Genomic DNA, 20107 nt, shown 5'->3' with positions numbered 1-20107 from the left:
ATCGGCTACCTCGCGCCGGTCGTCTTCGAGCAGAGATCAACTACGCTGGCCATCGCTGCATGACAACCGGTGTCCACGATCAAGGTGGAAGCCCCGGTCACCAAACGAGACACGACCCCCATCGCGGCCGCCACTTCAAGCCTCAGCGCCTGCACGCCGATAAGGCGTATGACATCCCCCACCTGCGAAAATGGTTACGAGGCAAGCCCATCGGCGTGCGCATCGCCCGCAAAGGCATCGAGTCCAGCGAACGGTTGGGCCGACGCAGGTGGGTGATCGAGCGGACGATGTCGTGGCTGTCCGGCTACCGCCGACTCAGCCCCCGCTACGAACGCCACTCCCGCAACTACCTGGCATTTCTTGGCCTCGCCGCAGCCATGTGCTGCTACAAGCGACTGGTCCGCCTCACCACATAGGACACCGTCTTAGAACACGACCAGCGCGCGTCCTCCCTTGCCCGCGGTCATGTTGTCGAAAGCCGCCGGGATGCCGTCGAGGGCGATCCGGTCGGTGACCAGGGCGCCGAGGTCGAGGCGGCCGGAGCGGACGTGCTCGGCCAGCACCGGCAGATCCCGCGCCGGATCGGAGTTGCCGTACACACAGCCGGAGAGCGTTCTGCCCCAGTGGAAGATCTCCAGGGCGTTGAAGGTGACCTGTTGGTCCTTTCCGCCGATGCCGACGACCGTGGTGCGGCCGCCGCGCCGGGTGGAGTCCCAGGCGGTGCGGATGGTCACGGCGCGCCCCACGCACTCGACAGCCACGTCGACGCCCTGTTTGCCGGTGAGTGCGCGGATCTCACGGGCGGTGGTGTCGGACGCGACGACGTAATCGGTGGCTCCCGCCTCGCGGGCGAGGGACTCCTTCTCGGGGGAGATGTCGACCGCAATGATCTTCGAGGCGCCCGCGATCCTGGCGGACTGGAGCGCCGCGAGTCCGACCCCGCCGACCCCGAACACCGCGACGGTCTCACCGGGCCGGACCTTCGCCGAGTGGTGGACGGCGCCGTATCCGGTGAGGACGGCGCAGCCGAGGAGGGCCGCGTCGGTGAGCGGTACCCCGGCGGGGACGGGGAGGACGCAACCGGCGGCCACGACGGTCTCCTCGGCGAACGCGGCGACGTTCAGCCCGGGGTGGAGGTCGCTTCCGTCGGAAGCGCGTCGGGCGTACACATCCGCCGCTCCGGTGAGCGCGTCGGCGCACAGCCACACCTCGCCCAGCGAGCAGGCGTGACACCTTCCGCAGGAAGGCGCCCAGTTGAGGACGACTTCGGTGCCGGGCACGATCCCGGTCACCCCCTCCCCCACGGAGACGACGGTCCCGGCGCCCTCGTGGCCGAGGACGGCGGGGACCGGCACCCGCATGGTGCCGTCGGACAGCGAGAGGTCGGAATGGCAGACCCCGGCGGCGGCCAGCCGGACACGGACCTGGCCGGGGCCGGGTTCGGGGAGGTCGATCTCGGCGATCTCCAACGGAGCGCCCACGGCGGGAAGTACGGCGGCGCGAACCACGTGCAGACTCCTCAGAACTGAAGGGACTTGGTCTGGAGGTACTCGGACAGGCCGTGCGATCCCAGCTCGCGCCCCACCCCCGACTGCTTGTAACCCCCGAACGGGGCAAGGGGGTTGAACTGCCCGCCGTTGATGTCGACCTGCCCGGTGTCGAGCCGGCGGGCGAACGCCACGGCCTCCGCCTCCTCGCCCGCCCAGACGGCGCCGGCGAGTCCGTACACCGTTCCGTTGGCGATCCGCAGGGCGTCCTCCTCGTCCTCGTAGCGCAGAATCGACAGCACCGGTCCGAAGATCTCCTCCTGGGCGATCGTCATCTCCGGTGTCACGTCCGCGAAGACCGTCGGGCTCACGAAGTACCCTCGCTCGCGCGGGGATTCGGGTCCGCCCGCGACGAGCCGGGCGCCCTCGGAGACGCCCTTGTCGATGTAACTCCGCACCCGTGCCCGCTGCTTGGCGTTGACGACCGGGCCGATGCGGTCGCCGTACTTGCCCGCGGCCGCGGCGGCCAGCTCGACCGCCTCCTCGTACCGCGAGGTGTGGACCAGCATGCGGGTCCAGGCGCTGCACGTCTGGCCGGAGTTGGACATCACGTTGGCGACGCCGACACCCACGGCCCTGGCCAGGTCGGCGCTCGGCAGGATGACGTTGGCGGACTTGCCGCCGAGTTCCAGGGCGACCCGTTTGACCGCCCCACCGGCGGTGGCGCCGATCCGCCTGCCGACCGCCGTGGAGCCGGTGAAGGAGACCAGGTCCACGTCCCCGTGTTCGGCGAGGGCCTGGCCCGCGACCGGTCCGAGGCCGGTGACGAGGTTGAAGACACCGGCCGGGACGCCCGCCTCGGCCACCGCCTCGGCGAAGAGCTGGGCGGTCAGCGGGGTGTCCTCGGCGGGCTTGAGCACGACTGTGCAGCCCGCCGCGAGCGCGGGGGCGACCTTGGCGACGATCTGGTGCAGCGGGTAGTTCCAGGGGGTGATCGCGCCGACGACCCCTACGGGCTCGTGGTAGACGGTCGAGTTGCCGACCTTCTCCTCGAAGGCGTACGTGGCGGCCAGTTCGGCGTAGGAGCCCGCGACCAGGATCGGTACGCCCGCGTGGACCGTCTGTGAGAACGCAAGCGGCGAGCCGAGCTCCGCCGTGACGGTCTCGGCGATCTCGTCCTTGCGGGCGACGAGCACGTCACGCAGGGCGGAGAGCTTGGCGGCCCGCTCGCCGGTCGGGGTCGCGGCCCAGGCCGGGAAGGCGGCGTGGGCGGCGTGTACGGCGGCGTCGACGTCCTCGGCCGTGCCCGCCGGGACCCGGCCGATCACCTGCTCGTCGACCGGGTTCACGACCTCGATCGTGTCGGTGCCGGCGGCCGGGCGCCAGGCGCCGTCGATGTACATGCCGTCGTGTGCCTTCATCGTGTTCCTCCCGGGCGGGGCCGCGTCGTCCGCGCCCTAAACTAGCGACGATAGTTTTGCGGCACCAGAGGGGCCGCCGAAGCCGGAACCGGAGCCAGGATCGAAGTCGGAACCGGGGCCGGAACCGGAACCGAAGCCAGAACCGAAGCCGGAACCGGGGCCGGAACCGGAGTCAGAAGTCGACGCCGACCCGGTCGTCCACCCTCCCCACCGACTCCTGGCCGAAGGTCTTCTCGTAGGCGGTCCTGATCTCCTCGACCTTCCGGTCGCTCGCGTCCGCCGCCGCCTGGGGATACAGCAGGATCAGTTCGTACGACCGCTCGCGCTCGATCGTGCCGTGCGCGTCCCGCCACTGCCCGCGCCCGTCCTGCACGGTGAGCCCGTCGGGGAAGGCGGGGGTCACCCGACGGTCGATGAAGTCCTTGAACTGCCGGTCGCTCACGGCCGGGCCGCCGTCGGGCCGTTCGGTGCCGAAGAGGAGCCGCGTCTCGATGTAGGCCACGCCGCGCCCGGGGGCTGCGCCGTACGCCTGGTGCGCGGTCGTCCGCGGTCTCTCGTCGCTGTCGCCGTCGCCGATCAGGACGTACGCGGCCGGTGTACCGGCGACGAGCAGGGTGGTGGCGAGGGCGGCCCCCATCCGGGCGCGGGTGCTGAGGGGAGTCATGCACCACTGCCTAGCGGAACTCACTCCTCCAGGTCCGGCAGCCGCGCCGGAGCGGGACTGATGCGTTCGCCGTGCTGGTCGAAGACGAACATATGGGCGATGTCGACGAGGAGGGGGATCTGCATGCCGTGGCGGAGTTCGATGTCGGGCGTGGTGCGGACGACGAGGTCCCCGGGCAGTCGGCCCTCCGGCGGGGCTTCGTCGGCGCGTGGGGGCTCCTCGTCGCCGGCGTGATCGAGGACGACCACCGGCCCGGCCCGCCCACCGGCGCGCTCGCGCAGGCGGTCCAGGACGGTGCCCTCACGTCGACGTCGACGCCGGGCCGGGCGGACCGGGCGGGGCGCCTCCAGTTCCGGGACGAAGGCGGGCCGCGAGCCGGTGTTGAAGTGGACGAGGACCTCGTGCCCCTGGAACTCCACGTGCTCGACGAGACCGCTGATCGCCGCCTCGCCCGGCCGGGCCTCCGACGGCTTGGCCAGCCGGATGGCCTCGGAGCGCAGCCCGACGATGACCTCGCGCCCCTGCTGCACCCGCAGCAACTGGTGGTCCAGACAGAGGGGTTCGGGCAGCCGCAGGTACTGCCGGCCGAGGCTGATCGTCATGGCTCCGTCGAGCGGGGCGCGGACGAGGCCGCGCAGCAGATTGATACGGGGGGTGCCGATGAAGGCGGCGACGAAGACGTTGGCGGGCAGCGCGTAGACCGTGCGGGGCGTGCCCAGTTGCTGGAGGACGCCGCCGCGCAGTACGGCGACCCGGTCGCCGAGCGACATCGCCTCGGCCTGGTCGTGGGTGACGTACACCGTGGTGACGCCCAACTCCCGGTTGAGGCAGGAGATTTCGGCGCGCAGATGACTGCGGAGCTTGGCGTCGAGGTTGGACAGCGGCTCGTCCATCAGGAAGGCGGAGGGGTGCCGGGCGATCGCTCGGCCCATCGCCACGCGCTGGCGTTCGCCGCCGGAGAGCTGGTTGGGGAAGCGGTCGAGGAGGTCCTCGATGCCGAGCATCCGGGCGGTGGCGTCGACGCGCGGGCGCGGGTCGGTCCCGGGTGTCTCGATGCGCAACGGGAAACCGATGTTGGCGCGGTTGGTCATGCTCGGGTAGAGGGCGAAGTTCTGGAAGACCATCGCCATGTCCCGTGCGGACGGCGCGAGATCGTTGGCGTACTCGCCGTCCAGACGTACCTCGCCCTCGGTGACGTCCTCCAGCCCGGCGATCATTCTCAGCACGGTGGACTTTCCGCAGCCGGAGGGTCCGAGCAGCACGAGGAACTCGCCGGGCCGGATGTCCAGCGACAGCCGCTCCACCACGCGGGCGCCGCGCGTATACGACTTGCTGACCTGGTGCAGGGAGATGGCGCGTGTCATGAAAGGTGCCCCCGGGGGCTCACAGGGCGCTGGTGCTCCGCGGTCGAACGTACCGTACGGGGTCGCACGGGACGTATGAGTCACGGAAGTTAACGGACCGCGTACACCCGGGGGAAGACACCGGGCGGAAGCGGACGATCGGATACCGCGCCGCGACGCGCCCCGGCGCCGCTTCAGATACCGCTTGCACCGCGACAGATACCGGTTGCGCCGCGTCACATACCAGTTGCGCCGCGTCAGATGTCGCTCTTGCGGCGCAAGGGCACCCTGGGCCGCAGCGGCTCGCCGCGGTCGGGGGTCGGTTTCGTGGGTGAGCGCAGGGCTGTTCCGGACGACAGCAGCAACAGCGCGCCGAGCATCACGAACGGGGCGGCCACACCCGCGACGCCGGCGATCAGGCCCGCCGCGGCGGGCGCCGCGACCTGGCCGAGGCGGTTGCCGGTCAGTCGCAGGGCGAGGGCCGTGGAGCGGGCGTCGTCCGGGGCGGCCTGCACGACCGTCGTCATGGACAGCGGCTGGCCGACGCCCAGGCAGAAGCCGAGGGCCAGGAGCATCGCGGCCAGCGCCCACACCGGCACGGGCAGCGCGATGCTCGCGCACAGGACGCCCGCCGCCAGGCAGGTCGTGGTGAGCAGCGCGGTCCGGCCGAGCAGTCGCAGCATCGGCGTCATCACCAGACGGCAGGCGATGGTCGCGGCCGCGCGCAGGCTCAGCAGCAGCCCGATCACGGACGGCGCGATGCCTCGGTGGTCGCCGACCACGGGCAGATACGCGGTGAGGATGTCCGTCGCGGACAGCACGGCGAGGCTGATGAAGATGCCGGCGGGTACGCCCCGCGTGCGCAGGATCCGGTGCACCGGGACCCGTTCGCCCTGTGTCGTACGGGACTTGGCGGGCGTACGGTGTTCGATGCGCCACAGTGAGGTGAACGAGACCGCGGCGACCGCGGCCGCGACAAGCAGGGCCTGCGCACTGGTGCCGGCCCGGTCCGGGCCGCCGATCAGGACGCCGGCGGCGATCGGGCCGATCAGTTGGCCGAGCGAGGCGCCGATGGTGAAGTGGCCGAAGTTGCGGTCCTGCTCGTGCGGCGCGGACTGGCGGGCGACGAGCGACTGGGCCCCGATGACGAAGCACAGGTGGCCCAGGCCCATCACTCCGCTCCAGGCCGCCATCGCCGCGAGCGAGTTCGCCGTACCGCTCAGGGCACAGCCGCCCGCGATGAGGACGACTCCGACGGGCAGCAGGGGCGCGCACCGTCCATGGTCCGTGCGGCGGCCCAGGGGTACGGCGGCGAACAGCGGGAGCAGGGCGTAGACGCCCGCGATCACGCCGATGGCGCGTTCGTCCGCGCCCAGCGCCAGGGCCCGGTAGGAGACGGCGGGCCGGGCCATCGACACCGCCCCCTGCGCGAAGGCGAAGGCTATGACGAGGCGGAGCAGCCAGCCCCGGTTCCTACCGGGCCTCACGTTCGTGTCCTCCCTGGAGGATCGAGTCAGGGGATGAGCCAGGGGATCGAGTCAGGGATCAGATGATGCCGAACAGGATTCCCGCCCCGAGCACCACCAGCGAGGTCAGCGCCGCCCACTTCACCACGAACCTGGTGTGGTCGCCGAACTCGACCTTCGCCATGCCGACGAGGACGTATACGGCGGGCACCAGCGGGCTGGACATGTGCAGCGGCTGACCGACGAGCGAGGCGCGGGCGATCTCCAGGGACGATACTCCGTGCGCCTGTCCCGCCTCGGCGAGGACCGGCAGGACGCCGAAGTAGAAGCCGTCGTTCGACATGAAGTAGGTGAGCGGGATGCTCAGGATGCCGGTGACGAAGGCCATGTGCGGGCCCATGCCGTTGGGGATGTTGTCGACGAGCCAGTTGGCCATGTGGTCGACCATGCCGGTGCCCTGGAGGACGCCGGTGAAGACGGCGGCGGCGAAGACCATGCCGGAGACGTTGAGGACGTTCTCGGCGTGGGCTCCGAGGCGCGCCTTCTGGTCGGGCATGTGCGGGAAGTTGACGGTGAGCGCGAGTGCGGCGCCGAGCAGGAACAGCACCGGGATCGGCAGCCACTCCATGATCATGGCGGTGAGCAGGGTGACCGTGAGGAGCGCGTTGAACCAGTAGAGCTTGGGGCGAAGGGTGGCGCGGTTCGGGTCGAGCCCCTGGAAGCCGTCCTCCTCGACGGGCTCGGGGTCCGCGTCCGTGCCCGAGCCACCCGTGGTCACGGCCTTGCCGCCCTCGCCGCCGCCCGCGCCGACCAGCACCGTCTCCGACTCCTGCGGCTCCAGCGCCGCGTCCAGCGTCAGCACACCGAGCCGCTTGCGCTCGCGGCGCCCGAGGACGTACGCGAGGAAGAAGACGCCAAGGAGGCCGACGGCCAGCGCGGGGATCATCGGCACGAAGATGTCGCTGGCGTCGAGCTTCAGCGCGGTCGCCGCGCGGGCCGTGGGACCGCCCCACGGCAGCGTGTTCATCACACCGTTGGCCATCGCGGCGACGCCGGTCATCACGACCAGGCTCATCTTCAGCCGCTTGTACAGCGGGTACATCGCCGAGACCGTGATCATGAAGGTGGTCGAGCCGTCGCCGTCGAGGGAGACGATCGCGGCGAGGACCGCGGTGCCGACCACGATCCGCATCGGGTCGGCCTTGCAGAACTTCAGGATCCCCCGGACGATCGGGTCGAAGAGGCCGACGTCGATCATCACACCGAAGTAGACGATCGCGAACATCAGCATCGCCGCCGTGGGGGCGAGGGTGGTGACGCCGTCGATGACGTAGTCACCGAGCTTGGCTCCCTTGCCGACGAACACGCAGAAGAGCGCCGGAATCAGTACGAGCGCCGCGATCGGCGACATCTTTTTCAGCATGATCAGGACCAGGAAGGTCGCGATCATGGTGAAGCCGAGGATGGTCAGCATTAATGGATACCTAACGTTCGCCCTTGAACTCCCACCAGGGACGGCGGTGGGTTGACGTTAGGTCCGTTCCGCGAGCCTTAACAAGATGTTGACACGCGAGCAATAAGCGCAAAACTCCAGGTCACGGGCTTGCCTCGGTCAGCGTCTCGGCGAGCGCCAGGTCAACGGGCACGCCGTTGAGCACCGCGGTGCCCGACAGCGGGTCCAGGAGCGAGCCGTCGAGGAGCTGGTTGACGTTGACGCCCGGGTCCAGTGCGGCGTGGCTCATCCGGGTGCCCGGCCGGTCGTGGCCCCAGCCGTGCGGCAGGCTCACCACCCCGCGCCGTACGGCCTCGGTGACCTCCGCGGGGGCGATCACCTCTCCCCCGGCGCCCTTGACGCGCACGGCCGCCCCGTCGGTGAGCCCGAGCTGTGCGGCGTCCTCGGGGTGGATGTGCAGGGTGCAGCGGTTGGTGCCACCGGTGAGCGCGGGCACGTTGTGCATCCAGCTGTTGTTGGAGCGCAGATGACGGCGGCCGACGAGCACGATCGCCGCCGGGCGCTCGCGCAGCGCCGCCCGCAGTCGGGGAAGATCGTCGACAATCGGTCCCGGCAGCAGCTCGATCCTCCCGCTGGGCGTCTTCAGCGGCTGCGGCAGGCGTGACCCGAGCGGTCCGAGGTCGATGCCGTGCGGATGCGCGAGCAGCTTCTCCAGGCTCAGGCCGTCCGGTCGTACGCCGAAGCCGTCGCCGTACGGGCCGAGGCGCAGCATCATGTCGAGCCGCCGCTCGGGGCCGTTCTCGCCGGTGAGCGCGGCGGCGAGTTCCTTCGGATCCCGTCCGTGCACCGGCCCGTGCGCGTCGTTGACCGCCTTGCCCAGGGTGGAGTCGATGACCAGCGTGTCGACTGCGGAGGGGTCGGCGCCGTGCATCCCGCTGGCGGCCAGCACCAGCCGGGCGAGGATCTCGGTCTCCGCCATGCGGCCCGGTTCGAGGGGGACGGCGGCGCGGGTGTAGCGCACCTGGTTGCGTACGGCGAGGGTGTTGAAGGCGAAGTCGTGGTGCGCGCTCTGCGAGGGCGGGGGCGGGGGCAGGACGACGTGCGCGTGGCGCGAGGTCTCGTTCAGGTAGGGGTCGACGCTGACCATGAAGTCGAGCGAGTCGAGGGCCTTGTCGAGGCGGTCGCCGTCGGGGGCGGACAGGACGGGGTTGGCGGCGACGGCGATGAGGGCGCGGATCGGGCCGCCCCGCGGATCGGCGGTACTGGCCTCCGGCGTGGCCGCACTCCCCTCCGTCGTAGCCGTGCCCCGCTCCGTCGTAGCCGTACTGCCCTCCGGCGTGGCAGTGTCGATCTCCTCCGCGAGGGCGGCCAGCGGCAGCTCGCCCTTGACCTCCGGGTGGCGGCTCACCCTGCTGTGCCAGCGCCCGAGCGCGAAGCCCCGGCCGGGTCCGGCAGGCCGAGGTGTCTTGTCGGTCGCGGACCGGGGGAACAGGGCGCCGCCGGGCCGGTCGAGGTTGCCGGTGAGGATGTTCAGGACGTCGACGAGCCAGCTCGCCAGGGTGCCGTGCGGGACGGTGCAGCTGCCGATGCGGCCGTAGACGGCGGCGGTGGGCGCGGCGGCCAGTTCGCGGGCGAGCGCCCGGATCGTGCCGGCCGGCACATCGCAGGCCTCGCTCGCCGCCTCGGGCGTGAAGTCCCGTACCGCGTCGGCCAGTTCGTCGACCTCCTGGACGTGGGGCGCGAGATCGCCCAGGGCGACGAGCTTCTCCTCGAAGAGGACGTACGTCATCGCCGCGAGCAGCAGCGCGTCGGTACCGGGGCGGATGGCCACGTGACGGTCGGCGAGTTTGGCCGTACGGGTCCGCCGCGGGTCGATGACCGTCAGCGTGCCGCCGCGCGCCCGCAGTGCCCTGAGCTTGCCGGGGAAGTCGGGGGCGGTGCACAGGCTCCCGTTGGATTCCAGCGGGTTGGCGCCGATGAGCAGCAGGTGGTCGGTGTGGTCGAGGTCCGGCACCGGGATCGCGTTCGCATCGCCGTACAGCAGACCGCTCGACACATGCTTGGGCATCTGGTCGACGGTGGAGGCGGTGAAGAGGCTGTGGGTGCGCAGCGCGGTGAGCAGGACGGGCGGGTAGAGGGCGCCGGCCATGGTGTGCACGTTCGGGTTGCCGAGGACGACGCCGACGGCGTGCGGTCCGTGCCGCTCGACGACGGGTCGCAGGCCCGCCGCGACCGCGTCGAAGGCCTCCTCCCAGGTGGCTTCGCGCAGCTCGCCGTCCTTGCGGACGAGGGGTGTGCGCAGCCGGTCGGGGTCTCCGTCGGCGGCCCCGAAGGAGGCGCCCTTCGGGCAGATGAATCCCTTGCTGAACACGTCGTCGCGGTCGCCGCGGGCGCCGGTCACGCGGGTGCCCTCGATGGTGAGCGTCAGTCCGCAGGTGGCCTCGCAGAGGGGGCAGATACGCAGAGCGGTGCGGGACACAGGTCCTCCCGGAGGCGGTGACAACAGTGGCACACGGACTGCGGCCGAGCATACCGACCGGTACGGACGGCGGGGAGGGCCTGTCAGGGGTGAGGTCGGAAATCCGCGAACGGCTCCCCGGCTCAGGACCGGCTCAGTCGAGGACCCTCGCCAGGTAGGCCCGTAGCATCTCGCGCGTCTCCTCGATGATCCGCTCGTCCCCCTGCGGTGCCACCCGGAAGGCCAGGTGGACCAGGGTGTCGGCGGTCTCCACGGCGACCAGGAAGACGCGGCGCAGGTCCTCGTCGGGGGTGCGCTCGAGGTAGCCGGAGAGCAGCTCGGTGAGGCGGTCGGCCACGCGGGTGTTGGGCTCGGCGTAGCGGGAGCCGAGCGGGATCTGGTTGCCGAAGTCGACGAGGGAGAAGCCGGGAGCGGTGCGCTTCATGGCGATGTACTCGTCGAGCACGGCGTCCACCGCCGTGCGCCAGCCTCCGCCCCCTGTGTCGTCGAGGCGCCCGGTGACGCGCTCGGCGTAGCGCTCGAGGTTGCGCTGGGCGAGCGCGTCGGCCATCGCGCGTTTGTTGCCGAAGAAGCGGTAGACGGAGCCGATGGGGACGCCCGCGCGCTGGGCGACGGCCCGCGTGCTCAGGTCGTCGTAGCCGACCTCGTCGAGGAGGTCGGCGCAGGCGTCGAGGATCCTGGTCAGTCGTTCGGCACTGCGCCGCTGAACGGGCGCTCGGCGCATCGAGGTGGCTTGGGGCACAGGCTTCATGATGCCTTTCCGCCGGGGTCCCGTGAACCGCCCGTATCCGTACGGGACGCGGTGCCGCTCCCACTCGTCGTCGGCGTCGCCGTCTCCGTCTCCGCGGGTGGTGTCGGTGTGGGCCCGGCCGCGGAGGCCGTGATGTCCGCCGTGCTCTCCACGGGCTTGCCGTGGACGGCCCATGCCGTGCGGTCGTCGGCGTACAGGCGCGCGGTGACCTGGTGGGTGCCACGCGGCACCAGGTCTGCGGGGAGGTGGTGCCGGGTGGTGCGGAGCGTGGCGATGGTCCGGCCGTCGAGGGAGAGCAGGGCGAGGCCGCGTCCGGCCACGGCCGCCGCCTTGGTGCCGGAGGGTGAGAAGTGGAAGTTGCGGACGGTCAGCCGCACGTCCCAGTCGGCGTCGGAGTCCGGCTGGACCTCGATCGCGACCTCCGGTGCGCCTTTCTCCTCGACCTCACGGTAGTGCCGTCCCCTCTCGTCGGTCTCGTCCAGCAGTTTGCCCACGGGCGAGGCCGACGTTTCGTCCGTCCGCTCGGGCGCCTCGCCGGTGCCACAGCCCGCCGGTCCGCCGAGCAGGGCGCCGACCGCGAGCGCGGCGAGCAGTCCACGCTTCCACGACATGTCGGGGAGAGTAGAACAGCGCTGCGACGACGCGGATCCCCCTGGAGTCGGGTTCCTGGGCCGTGCGGCCAACCCTGGGGTGTACTCCGCGCGGAGACCGCGGCCCTAGGCCCTGTCGTCAAATTCCCGCCTGCCTCGCGACGCCATGCACGCACTCTCGCCGCACCGGGCACAGACCCACGTACAACCAGTACGAGGGCCTGCGCCCGGCACGCCGAGAGCACGCACCTGACGCCGCGAGGCCCGCCCTCCGGGCGGACGACGGGAATGTGACGACAGGACCTAGCCCGCCCGTCCCCGTGGAATGTGCCGGTCCCACCTCTTGTCTTGCGGCCGATCCCACCTCTTGCGCCCGGAAATGCCGAATCCTACGGTGAAGCATAGGAATCAGAGCGCAAGGGAGCGATCATGAGCGGGGACGCGAGGAAGACGGCCGAGGCGCCGGCCTACCTCTCCGGATTCGGCAACGAACTCAGCTCGGAGGCGGTCCCTGGAGCGCTGCCGCACGGCCGCAACGCACCGCAGCGCGCACCGCTCGGGCTGTACGCGGAGCAGCTGAGCGGTACGGCGTTCACCGAGCCGAGGGCCTACAACCGCCGCTCCTGGCTGTACCGGATCCGTCCGTCGGCCGCGCACCCCGCGTTCACACGCAGGGACAACGGCGCGCTGCGCACGGCCCCCTTCGCGGAGACCGTGCCCGACCCGAACCGGCTGCGCTGGAATCCGCTGCCGGAACCACCGGCCGGGACGGACTTCCTCGGGGGCCTGTGGACCCTGGGCGGCAACGGTGACGCGACCCGGCGCTCCGGCATGGCGGTGCACCTTTATCACGCCGACTCCTCGATGGACCGTGTCTTCAGCGACGCCGACGGCGAGTTGCTGATCGTGCCGGAGCGCGGCGGGCTGCTGCTGCGCACGGAGTTCGGGCTGCTGCATGTGGAGCCGGGACATGTGGCGCTGATCCCGCGCGGGGTGCGCTTCCGTGTGGAGCTGCTCGGCCCCGCGTCCGACGGCGGGCAGAGCCCGACTGTCCGCGGCTATGTGTGCGAGAACTACGGGGCGCCCTTCCGGCTGCCCGACCTCGGCCCGATCGGCGCCAACGGACTCGCCAACGCCCGGGACTTCCTCGCCCCCGTCGCCGCGTACGAGGATGTCGAGGGCCCGGTCGAGGTGGTCAACAAGTTCTGCGGCAACCTCTGGACGGCGACGTACGACCACTCGCCGCTGGATGTCGTCGCCTGGCACGGCAACCATGTTCCGTACGTCTATGACCTGCGCCGCTTCAATGTGATCGGCAGCATCAGCTACGACCACCCGGACCCGTCGATCTTCACGGTGCTGACCTCGCCGAGCGACACCCCGGGCCTCGCCGACGTGGACTTCGTGGTCTTCGCGCCGCGCTGGCTGGTGGGCGAGGACACCTTCCGGCCGCCGTACTTCCACCGGAATGTGATGAGCGAGTACATGGGGCTCATCGAGGGGGCGTACGACGCGAAGGCCGAGGGTTTTGTGCCCGGGGGCGGCTCACTGCACAACATGATGTCGGCGCACGGCCCGGACCGCGAGACCTTCGACCGGGCCAGCGCCGCCGAGCTGCGGCCGCAGCGGATCGACGACGGGCTGGCCTTCATGTTCGAGACGCGGTGGCCGGTGACGGCCACGGCGCAGGCGGCGCGGGCGGAGCATCTGCAGCGCGGGTACGACGATGTGTGGCAGGGCCTGCAGCGGCACTTCCGCCCATTGCGCTGAGCTGCGGTGACCGGTACGGATACCTTCGTGACCTCCTTCGCCCCGGACTCGATCGTCCTGAACCGCAAACTGCCGCTCTGGTATCAGGTGTCGCAGTCCCTGCGCGCCTCGATACTCGGACGCTCGCCCCAGGACCCGCTGCGGCTGCCGACCGAGGAGCAGCTGGCCGGGCACTACGGGGTGAGTGTGCTCACCATGCGGCAGGCGCTCAAGGAGCTCGAGGACGAGGGGCTGATCACCCGGCATCGCAGGCGTGGCACGTTCATCGAGCCGAGCGCTCGCCGGGGGGCGCCGGTGCGGCTGCTCGGTTCGGTGGACACGATCGTCGCGCAGCAGTCGGGCATGACGACCGAGCTGCTGGACCACGGCACGGTGCCGGTGCCGGCGGAACTCACCGAGTACTTTCCGGATCTGGCCGAGGTGGCGACGTACCACCGGCTGCGCAGCGACGAGGAGACCGGCGAGCCGACGAACCACGCGCGTAATTACGTCCGTCCCGAACTGGCCGCGCTGATCGACCCGGAAGACCTGGTGCGCCGGCCCATGACGAAGGTGCTGCGGGATGTGGTGGGCGTCCGCATCAGCCGGATCACCGACACCGTGGAGGCCCGGCTGGCGGACCCGGAGACGGCGCGGCTGCTCCAAGTCCCGCTGCTCAGCCCGATCCTGCATTACACGGGCATCGTGCGGGGCGAGGACGGCCGCGCCCTGGACGTGGCCCGTATCCACTATCGCGGCGACCGCTTCTCCTTCACGGTCACCGTCGACGCCCACTGACGATGTCGTACGAAGCCGGCACGCATCGCCCACGTCGTACGATGCCCAGCGTGACGCACGACGACGCTCCGCTGCTCGCGGACCTCATGCCGTGGTCGGTCGCACCGCCGAAGCTGGGCCGGGGGTGGCCGACGGCTCCCGATGCCGCGTCTTTGAAGGCGCGATGGGACGCCCTGGTGAAGGCCGAAGGGCCGGCTCGTGAGGCGCTGTTCGGCCCGACCCGCTCGCGGACCCTGGACTCGGCGGTCGCGCAGTTGCCGGGGCAGTCCACCGGGACGGGGCGCCTGGCGCGCGAGTCGGGTCCCTGTCCGGAGCCGGTGCGCGTGCTGCACGGCCCGTTCGACGAGCAGTGGCTGATTGCGGACCATCGGCTCATCGACGCGGCGCGTCCCGAGCTGTGGCGGGTGGCCGACGAGCGGCAGGTGTTCGTGGTCGAGCAGACGGTACCCCCACAGGCGTCGGGGCCGGTGGTGCTGGTCACGTCCGTACTGCCGCTGGGCGTGGGGCGCGGCGGCCGCGTCCGGCCCCTCTTCCGGCGCCCCGGCGCAGCCGAGCCGAATCTGGCGCCCGGCCTGTTGGACCACCTCGGCACCCGTCTCGGGCACTGTCCTGACCCGGTCGACGCACTGGCCTGGACGGTCGCGGTCGCGCGAGCGGACCGGGGCGGGTGCGCGGTGCCGCTCACCGCTGACCCGGACGTCTGGGAAGGCGGCGTCGAGTTGGGCCGCGCGATGCTGCGGCTGACGCGGCGCGACGGCGAGCGCCCGAAGCTTCCCGGCGGCCGTCGCCCGTACGTCCGTGCTCCGCTCCCCCCGAGGCCGCTCGACCTGCACTACGACCGTGAAGAGGAGGCTCTCCTTCTCGGCGAGGGCCGCATCTCCCCCGTGCCGCCCCAGGCCTGGGACTTCGAGGTGGGCGGGGAGCGCGTACTCGACCAGTGGTTCGCGGCGCGGACCGCACCGGGTGAGGCGGGCACCCTGGAGGCGATCCGGCCCGTCGGCTGGCCGCAGACCTGGACGTCCGAACTCCTCGAGCTCGTCACGGTGTTGGCGCTGCTGGCGGAACTCCGATCCCGGCAGGCCGAGTTGACCGTGGACAAGCCGATCACCGCAGCGGAGCTGCGCGAGGCGGGCGTGCTTCCCGTGCCGGACTCCGCGCGCCGGCCCGCCTCCGTCCTCGACCATCGCGAAGAGGGCCCCGAAGGGCAGTTCGCACTGATCTGACCCCTCGCGCCGATCTGTCTACCTCTTCGGTTCGAACGCGTCCAGCACGCGCCCGAGGGCCCGCTCGAACACCGCCTCCAGGTCGATCGGCCCGGCGTCCTCCGTGAAGGCCGCGGCCATCCGTGGATACGCGCCCGTCGCCACCTGACCGCCCAGGTAGGCGATCCGGATCGCGTTCTCCTGCTCCTCCGACCACGGCAGGGAGCGGGTCCGCTCGGCGGTGTCCAGCTCATTTCCGACGTACGTCGTCACGACCCCGTTGAGCATCGCGATCAGCTCGAACTTCGTGCCGTACGGCACGTCGAGCGGGTCGAGGCAGGCCAGGCAGTGCTCCAGGTAGCGCAGGGCGGTCGGGCTGAAGCCGTAGACCGGGGACATCAGGCGCGGCAGCCAGGGATGGCGGTGCATCAGGGCCCGTGTCTGATGGGCGACCCGGAGCATGTCCGCACGCCAGTCGCCCGAGGGTTCCTGGATGTCGTGCTCGCCACTGACGGCGTCGAACATCAACTCGTACAGATCCTCCTTGCGCGGCACGTAGTTGTAGAGCGACATCGTGCCGCAGCCCAGCTCGGCGGCCACATGCCGCATCGAGACCCCGTCGAGCCCCTCCGCGTCCGCGATCCGCACGGCGGCGGCCGCGATGTCCGCGCGGCTGTACGCCGGCCGCGGACCCCGGCCCGCGCGCTCGGGACGGGTCCAGATCACTTCGGGTACGGCGTTGCGCCCTGCCATTGGTCGATCACCTCTCGACCATCCTAGTTACGTACTGCGTACGTAGTGCGCTATGGTCACCCTATGACTACTACGTACGCTGTACTTAGTGAGGGTCTGGAGAAACGCTTCGGGAATGTCCACGCCCTGCGCGGCCTCGACCTGGCCGTGGCAAAGGGCACGGTCTGCGGGGTCCTCGGACCGAACGGCGCGGGCAAGACCACGGCCGTACGGCTGCTCACCACGCTGCTGCGACCCGACGCGGGGTCCGCGCGTGTCGCTGGGCACGATCTCGTACGGGAAGCCGCGGCCGTCCGTACGAACATCGGGGTCGCCGGGCAGTACGCCTCCGTCGACGGTGACCTCACCGGGCGCCAGAACCTGCGGCTGTTCGCCAGGCTGCACCGCGTCCGGGACACGGCGGAGCGGGCCGCCGAGCTCCTCGACCGCTTCGGGCTGACCGAGGCCGCCGACCGGCCGACGTCCACCTACTCGGGCGGCATGCGGCGCCGGCTCGACCTTGCGGCGAGTCTGATACGCCGCCCCGCCGTGCTCTTCCTGGACGAGCCGACCACCGGGCTCGACCCCGCGAGCCGCAATCAGATCTGGGCGGCCGTGCGCGCGCTGAAGAACGAGGGCACGACCGTGCTGCTGACCACCCAGTACCTGGAGGAGGCCGACCAGCTCGCCGACGACATCGCCCTGGTGGACCGGGGCAGGGTCGCCCACACCGGATCACCCGCCGAACTCAAGGCGCTCATCGGATCGTACGCGGAGGCGGTCGTCGCCCACGCCGACGCGATGGCCCAGGCGGCCGTCGTCCTCGATCAACTGACCGGGAACGAGCCCTCGTTCGACGAGGAGCGGCACGCGGTGGGCTCGGTCACCACCGACCCGACGCTGACGCTCCCCCGCCTCGTACGTGAACTCGACGCCGCGGGAGTGCCGTTGCTCGACGTGAGCCTGCGTCCACCGACGCTCGACGACGTCTTCCTCCGACTCACCGAAGGCCACACCGATCACAAGGAGCTGGTGACATGAGTACGTTGGCATACGACGGCACCGCGATGCTCGGCCGTCAGCTGCGGCGGGTGCGGAACAATCCGGGGCTCGTGGTCCTCACCCAGACCATGCCGATCACCATGCTCCTCTTCTTCGGCTATGTCTTCGGCAGCGCCCTGGCGATGCCCGGCGAGCAGTACCGGTCGTTCCTCGTTCCTGGTCTGCTGGTGGCGACGGCCGCCAACGGGATCATGACCGGGATGTTCCAGGCGGCCCAGGACTCGCACCGAGGTGTGATGGACCGCTTCCGCACCCTGCCGATGAGCCGGACGGCCGTACCTCTAGGGCAGGCGGTCGCCGATCTGGTCGTCACGGCCGTCGGGACGGTTCCGTTCCTGCTGGTCGGGCTCGCGGTGGGCTGGCGGATCGAGGGGACCGCGCCAAAAGCGGTGGGCGCCGTCGGCCTGTTGCTGCTGTTCCGGTTCGCGGCCACCTGGGTCGGGATCTTCCTCGGGCTGCTCTCCCGGAGCGAGGAGGCGGCCGGCCAGCTGGGCAGCGCGACCTTCATGCTGCCGCTGCTGTCCAACGCGTACATCCCCACGGCCAATCTGCCGGGCTGGCTGCGCACGGTCGCCGAGTGGAATCCGCTCAGCGCGGTGACCACGGCTCTGCGGAATCTGTTCGGGAACGCGCCCGTACCGGACGGCTCGGCCTGGCCGGTGGCCCATCCCGTCGCCGGATCGCTGGCGTGGTGCGCCGTGCTGATCGCCGTCTTCCTGCCGCTCGCCGTGCGCGGGTACGCACACGGCGAGCGTTGAGCCAATATCCGCGCATGACGAAGGTGTCACGCAAGCCATCCGGGACTCAACGACTGCTCAGGAGCCGGAGTTCCCAGCGGAAGGCGGGGGGGAGAACACACGCACGCTGCCGGGCGGGGACAAGGCGCACGGAAAGGGGGGAGTACCCGCGCTCGGGGAGCACACCGGAACGCCGCTGCGCGCCGTGGGGATGACGGGCGACGAGAGCGCAACTTGCGCCGGGACGGTGTGGTCACCTGAGCGCGGGTCAGGTACCGCGCGGCCGTGCTAGTGGCCGCCGAACAGCGAACGGCGCAGCCGCTTCAGGGGTGCGAAGAGCGAGAGTCGTCGCACACGTGCACGCCTCCCGCTGCTCTCGTGCGCGCTGTCACGCGCCGTGAGCTCACGCATCAGCGAGGTCGCCTCGACCGTCTCGCGCTGCGGTATGGCAGGGCCACCCAGCACCGCCAGATGGCGGTCGAGCCGCGAACTGGTCGCACTGCTCCCGCAGGTGATCGCAGGGACACGTGCCCTGCTGCGCACTGTTATCTGTTCCATGTCACTCCCCACCCGTACGAGTACACCCGGCCCGGGCAGGCTAACCCTACCGCTCCCTCGTGGCACTCGTGTATCGCGGGACAAGGATTCACCTCCCCCGTAAGGGTGTTGACGATTACTCTCCGAATCCGACCGTTTCCAGGGCGAGTTGGACAACTGGCTGGGTAGTGGGCTGCGCCGAGCCGCCCTGCGGCTCGACGGTCACAGCGAGTGACGTCGCGGTCGTATTCAGTCCACTGGCGACCAAGGGCGTGCCGGCCTCGAAGAGCCCGAGGGAGCGCGGTTGCACGCCGGGGCGCATGAGCCACAGTTGGTGCACGCGGCCCGCGGACGGGGTGCCGAGTCCGCTCAGCGTCACGACGGCGCGCCGCTCCGACGCCGAGGCAACCACACCGATGCCGCGCCCCTGTGCGTCCCGGTCACTGGTCGCCCGGGCGTCGGGCGCGGCGAGAACGTGGGCGATCTCACGTGCCTGGGCCCGTTCCTGGTCCAGCTTGTCCTGGGTCTGCGTCGCCTGGACGGCGAAGAGGGAGGCCACGACGAGCGCCGCGGCGGCGGTGGCGGTGGAGAGCGGGGCGAGCAGCGGGCGGAAGCGGGGGGCTCGCGCACGTGCGGGCCCGTGGGCCGCACGGGTGTGCCCGTCCGCCGTACGCGCGCGTACGGCGCCGCCCGGCGACGCATCCTGCGGGGTCGTGCGTACGGCGGTCAGAACCCGCTCCCGCAGTGCGGCCGGAGCCGGTGCCGCGGTGGACCAGGCGAGCCGCACCGCGTCCTCGCTCAGGGCCCGCACCTCGGCCGCGCACCGGGGGCAGTCACGCAGATGACGCTCGAAGCGGCGGCGCTCGTCGGGTTCCAGCGCGTCGAGGGCGTAGGGGGCGGCGAGCGAGTGCAGATCGCGGCGCAGCAGACGGTCAAGGGCGCTCATGCGGCACCTCCCAGGCAATTGCGCAGCCGCGTCAGACCGTCGCGCATGCGCGTCTTGACCGTGCCGAGCGGCAGGGAGAGCCGTTCGGCGACTTCACGGTACGTATAGCCGTCGTAGTAGGCGAGGGTGACGGACTGTCGTTGAAGGGCGGTGAGCCGGTCCAGGCAGCGGCGTACCCATTCGCGTTCGAGTCCGGCCTCGACCTCCTCGGCGACCTGGTCGAAGGCGGGGTGGTGGGCGCGCTGCCCCTCGCGCTGCTCGCGCTCGGTGGCCGCGCGGGCGCTACGGACCCGGTCGACGGCCCGACGGTGCGCGAGGGTGAGGATCCAGGACAGGGCGCTGCCGCGGCCGGGGTCGAACCGCGCGGCGGAGCGCCAGAGTTCGAGCAGCACCTCCTGAGAGACCTCCTCCGACTGGGCCGGGTCCCGCACCACCCGGCGCACCAGCCCGAACACCGGTCCGGACACCAGCCCGTACAGCTCCTCGAATGCCTTCTGGTCGCCTCCGGCCACCAGGACCAGGAGTTCGTCCGCCTCCACCCGTTCCCCCCTCTCCGGCCGCGCGCGGCCTGTCCCTGCACGTACGTATTCGTAGCGAGCGCTGTTTCGGATGGGGTTACGGATCAGCGAGCCCAAAAACGCGGGTCGACCGCCAAAGACGTGCGAAGAAACCCGTTCGTCGCTGAAACGA

Annotated in this window: 18 protein-coding genes and 2 pseudogenes; 7 read left to right on the top strand and 13 right to left on the bottom strand. The window is 71.1% G+C overall.

Features of this window, described 5'->3' with window-relative positions:
* Nucleotides 1-95: 95 nt before the first annotated feature.
* Nucleotides 96-416: pseudogene (locus tag AB0D57_RS08730) on the top strand (transposase); the annotation flags it as partial.
* A 9-nt stretch (nt 417-425) separates the two neighbouring features.
* On the opposite strand, the gene AB0D57_RS08725 reads toward AB0D57_RS08730, so the two are convergent.
* The 9 genes from AB0D57_RS08725 to AB0D57_RS08685 all read right to left on the bottom strand — a co-directional run bounded on the left by AB0D57_RS08725 (nt 426) and on the right by AB0D57_RS08685 (nt 11675).
* Nucleotides 426-1508 carry a Zn-dependent alcohol dehydrogenase gene (locus AB0D57_RS08725; protein WP_362068919.1) on the bottom strand — a complete coding sequence of 361 codons (1083 nt, stop codon included), beginning with the start codon at nt 1506-1508 and terminating at the stop codon, nt 426-428.
* 11 nt (nt 1509-1519) lie between these two features.
* Nucleotides 1520-2908 carry an aldehyde dehydrogenase family protein gene (locus AB0D57_RS08720; protein WP_362068916.1) on the bottom strand — a complete coding sequence of 463 codons (1389 nt, stop codon included), beginning with the start codon at nt 2906-2908 and terminating at the stop codon, nt 1520-1522.
* A gap of 172 nt (nt 2909-3080) precedes the next feature.
* Complete coding sequence (locus AB0D57_RS08715; protein WP_362068913.1) at nt 3081-3572, bottom strand: DUF3574 domain-containing protein; 492 nt, start codon at nt 3570-3572, stop codon at nt 3081-3083.
* 20 nt (nt 3573-3592) lie between these two features.
* On the bottom strand, nt 3593-4936 hold the full coding sequence (locus AB0D57_RS08710; protein WP_362068910.1) for an ABC transporter ATP-binding protein: 1344 nt from the start codon (nt 4934-4936) through the stop codon (nt 3593-3595).
* 236 nt (nt 4937-5172) lie between these two features.
* On the bottom strand, nt 5173-6402 hold the full coding sequence (locus AB0D57_RS08705; RefSeq protein ID WP_362068907.1) for an MFS transporter: 1230 nt from the start codon (nt 6400-6402) through the stop codon (nt 5173-5175).
* A 58-nt stretch (nt 6403-6460) separates the two neighbouring features.
* On the bottom strand, nt 6461-7855 hold the full coding sequence (locus AB0D57_RS08700; RefSeq protein WP_362068904.1) for a citrate:proton symporter: 1395 nt from the start codon (nt 7853-7855) through the stop codon (nt 6461-6463).
* A gap of 121 nt (nt 7856-7976) precedes the next feature.
* Nucleotides 7977-10313, bottom strand: coding sequence for a molybdopterin oxidoreductase family protein (locus AB0D57_RS08695; protein ID WP_362068901.1), 2337 nt, complete (start codon nt 10311-10313; stop codon nt 7977-7979).
* Between the two features lie 133 nt (nt 10314-10446).
* Complete coding sequence (locus tag AB0D57_RS08690) at nt 10447-11064, bottom strand: TetR/AcrR family transcriptional regulator (protein ID WP_362068898.1); 618 nt, start codon at nt 11062-11064, stop codon at nt 10447-10449.
* A complete protein-coding gene (locus tag AB0D57_RS08685; protein WP_362068895.1) occupies nt 11061-11675 on the bottom strand; it encodes a nuclear transport factor 2 family protein in 615 nt (204 codons plus the stop codon). Before AB0D57_RS08685 ends, AB0D57_RS08690 begins: the two co-directional genes overlap by 4 nt.
* A gap of 408 nt (nt 11676-12083) precedes the next feature.
* Here AB0D57_RS08685 and hmgA point away from each other — a divergent pair, with 408 nt between their 5' ends.
* Genes hmgA through AB0D57_RS08670 form a run of 3 tightly spaced genes read left to right on the top strand, consistent with a single transcriptional unit; the run spans nt 12084 to nt 15424 of the window.
* Entirely contained in the window at nt 12084-13424 is a 1341-nt protein-coding gene (hmgA, locus tag AB0D57_RS08680; RefSeq protein WP_362068892.1) for a homogentisate 1,2-dioxygenase, read from the top strand.
* Between the two features lie 27 nt (nt 13425-13451).
* Nucleotides 13452-14201 (top strand): GntR family transcriptional regulator, encoded by a 750-nt coding sequence (locus AB0D57_RS08675; protein ID WP_362068888.1) that lies wholly within the window; start codon nt 13452-13454, stop codon nt 14199-14201.
* 41 nt (nt 14202-14242) lie between these two features.
* The gene (locus AB0D57_RS08670; protein WP_362068885.1) at nt 14243-15424 is read left to right on the top strand and encodes a type ISP restriction/modification enzyme; all 1182 of its coding nucleotides are present in this window, start codon (nt 14243-14245) and stop codon (nt 15422-15424) included.
* Between the two features lie 18 nt (nt 15425-15442).
* Here AB0D57_RS08670 and AB0D57_RS08665 read toward each other — a convergent pair whose 3' ends face one another.
* The gene (locus AB0D57_RS08665; RefSeq protein ID WP_362068882.1) at nt 15443-16156 is read right to left on the bottom strand and encodes a TetR/AcrR family transcriptional regulator; all 714 of its coding nucleotides are present in this window, start codon (nt 16154-16156) and stop codon (nt 15443-15445) included.
* A gap of 63 nt (nt 16157-16219) precedes the next feature.
* Between AB0D57_RS08665 and AB0D57_RS08660 the strand changes: the two genes are divergently transcribed.
* From AB0D57_RS08660 to AB0D57_RS08650, 3 genes and pseudogenes are all read left to right on the top strand, one after another.
* Nucleotides 16220-17176: an ATP-binding cassette domain-containing protein gene (locus AB0D57_RS08660; protein WP_362068879.1), complete on the top strand. Its 957-nt coding sequence runs from the start codon at nt 16220-16222 to the stop codon at nt 17174-17176.
* Nucleotides 17173-17955, top strand: a complete 783-nt coding sequence (locus tag AB0D57_RS08655) for an ABC transporter permease (RefSeq protein WP_362068876.1) — start codon at nt 17173-17175, stop codon at nt 17953-17955. Before AB0D57_RS08660 ends, AB0D57_RS08655 begins: the two co-directional genes overlap by 4 nt.
* Nucleotides 17956-18058: 103 nt before the next feature.
* Nucleotides 18059-18195: pseudogene (locus tag AB0D57_RS08650) on the top strand (CoA transferase); the annotation flags it as partial.
* A gap of 27 nt (nt 18196-18222) precedes the next feature.
* Here the strand turns inward: AB0D57_RS08650 and AB0D57_RS08645 are convergent.
* From AB0D57_RS08645 to AB0D57_RS08635, 3 genes are all read right to left on the bottom strand, one after another.
* Nucleotides 18223-18492 (bottom strand): hypothetical protein, encoded by a 270-nt coding sequence (locus AB0D57_RS08645; protein WP_362068873.1) that lies wholly within the window; start codon nt 18490-18492, stop codon nt 18223-18225.
* Nucleotides 18493-18607: 115 nt separating this feature from the next.
* On the bottom strand, nt 18608-19417 hold the full coding sequence (locus tag AB0D57_RS08640; protein ID WP_362068870.1) for an anti-sigma factor: 810 nt from the start codon (nt 19415-19417) through the stop codon (nt 18608-18610).
* Entirely contained in the window at nt 19414-19956 is a 543-nt protein-coding gene (locus tag AB0D57_RS08635) for a sigma-70 family RNA polymerase sigma factor (RefSeq protein ID WP_362068868.1), read from the bottom strand. Before AB0D57_RS08635 ends, AB0D57_RS08640 begins: the two co-directional genes overlap by 4 nt.
* Between the last annotated feature and the right edge of the window lie 151 nt (nt 19957-20107).

This window comes from Streptomyces sp. NPDC048275, assembly GCF_040652275.1.
In the GTDB taxonomy this organism is placed as follows: Bacteria; Actinomycetota; Actinomycetes; order Streptomycetales; family Streptomycetaceae; genus Streptomyces.
This window is presented reverse-complemented; position numbering and strand designations above follow the sequence as displayed.

Coding starts and splice junctions, on each gene's coding strand:
- AB0D57_RS08645 (WP_362068873.1), bottom strand. CDS start 18,492: ATGGAACAGATAACAGTGCGCAGCAGGGCACGTGTCCCTGCGATCACC.
- AB0D57_RS08685 (WP_362068895.1), bottom strand. CDS start 11,675: ATGTCGTGGAAGCGTGGACTGCTCGCCGCGCTCGCGGTCGGCGCCCTG.
- AB0D57_RS08655 (WP_362068876.1), top strand. CDS start 17,173: ATGAGTACGTTGGCATACGACGGCACCGCGATGCTCGGCCGTCAGCTG.
- AB0D57_RS08720 (WP_362068916.1), bottom strand. CDS start 2,908: ATGAAGGCACACGACGGCATGTACATCGACGGCGCCTGGCGCCCGGCC.
- AB0D57_RS08710 (WP_362068910.1), bottom strand. CDS start 4,936: ATGACACGCGCCATCTCCCTGCACCAGGTCAGCAAGTCGTATACGCGC.
- AB0D57_RS08715 (WP_362068913.1), bottom strand. CDS start 3,572: ATGACTCCCCTCAGCACCCGCGCCCGGATGGGGGCCGCCCTCGCCACC.
- AB0D57_RS08660 (WP_362068879.1), top strand. CDS start 16,220: ATGACTACTACGTACGCTGTACTTAGTGAGGGTCTGGAGAAACGCTTC.
- hmgA (WP_362068892.1), top strand. CDS start 12,084: ATGAGCGGGGACGCGAGGAAGACGGCCGAGGCGCCGGCCTACCTCTCC.
- AB0D57_RS08640 (WP_362068870.1), bottom strand. CDS start 19,417: ATGAGCGCCCTTGACCGTCTGCTGCGCCGCGATCTGCACTCGCTCGCC.
- AB0D57_RS08665 (WP_362068882.1), bottom strand. CDS start 16,156: ATGGCAGGGCGCAACGCCGTACCCGAAGTGATCTGGACCCGTCCCGAG.
- AB0D57_RS08670 (WP_362068885.1), top strand. CDS start 14,243: ATGCCCAGCGTGACGCACGACGACGCTCCGCTGCTCGCGGACCTCATG.
- AB0D57_RS08700 (WP_362068904.1), bottom strand. CDS start 7,855: ATGCTGACCATCCTCGGCTTCACCATGATCGCGACCTTCCTGGTCCTG.
- AB0D57_RS08690 (WP_362068898.1), bottom strand. CDS start 11,064: ATGAAGCCTGTGCCCCAAGCCACCTCGATGCGCCGAGCGCCCGTTCAG.